The sequence below is a fragment of the Spirulina sp. CCY15215 genome, from assembly GCF_016888125.1.
Taxonomy (GTDB): Bacteria; Cyanobacteriota; Cyanobacteriia; order Cyanobacteriales; family Spirulinaceae; genus CCY15215.
The window spans coordinates 1-222 of sequence record NZ_JACSWA010000200.1 but is presented as its reverse complement, the minus strand read 5'-3'; the positions used below and the strand labels follow the sequence as shown (position 1 = coordinate 222).

Genomic DNA, 222 nt, shown 5'->3' with positions numbered 1-222 from the left:
ACCCTTTACGGCTTTGGATATTCCCGAATTATTAACCGCTTCTGGGACTGAAAATGCGACGCTAAATACTGCCAATGAGGGAGATTTGATTATTGCGGGAGAAGTTCGAGGAGAAAATGTCAATTTAGCAGCAGTTAATCCCATTCAACCGGACGATGCAACGTTAATTCGCACGGGGGATGGAACGCAACATAGTCCTACAGTAATGCGCTTTGGAGAAGT

At 45.0% G+C, this 222-nt stretch carries 1 protein-coding gene; it reads left to right on the top strand.

Annotated features, from left to right (window positions below):
- Positions 1 to 222, top strand: a 222-nt coding sequence (locus JUI58_RS01120) for a hypothetical protein (protein ID WP_204101901.1), incomplete at both ends; no start/stop codon positions are given.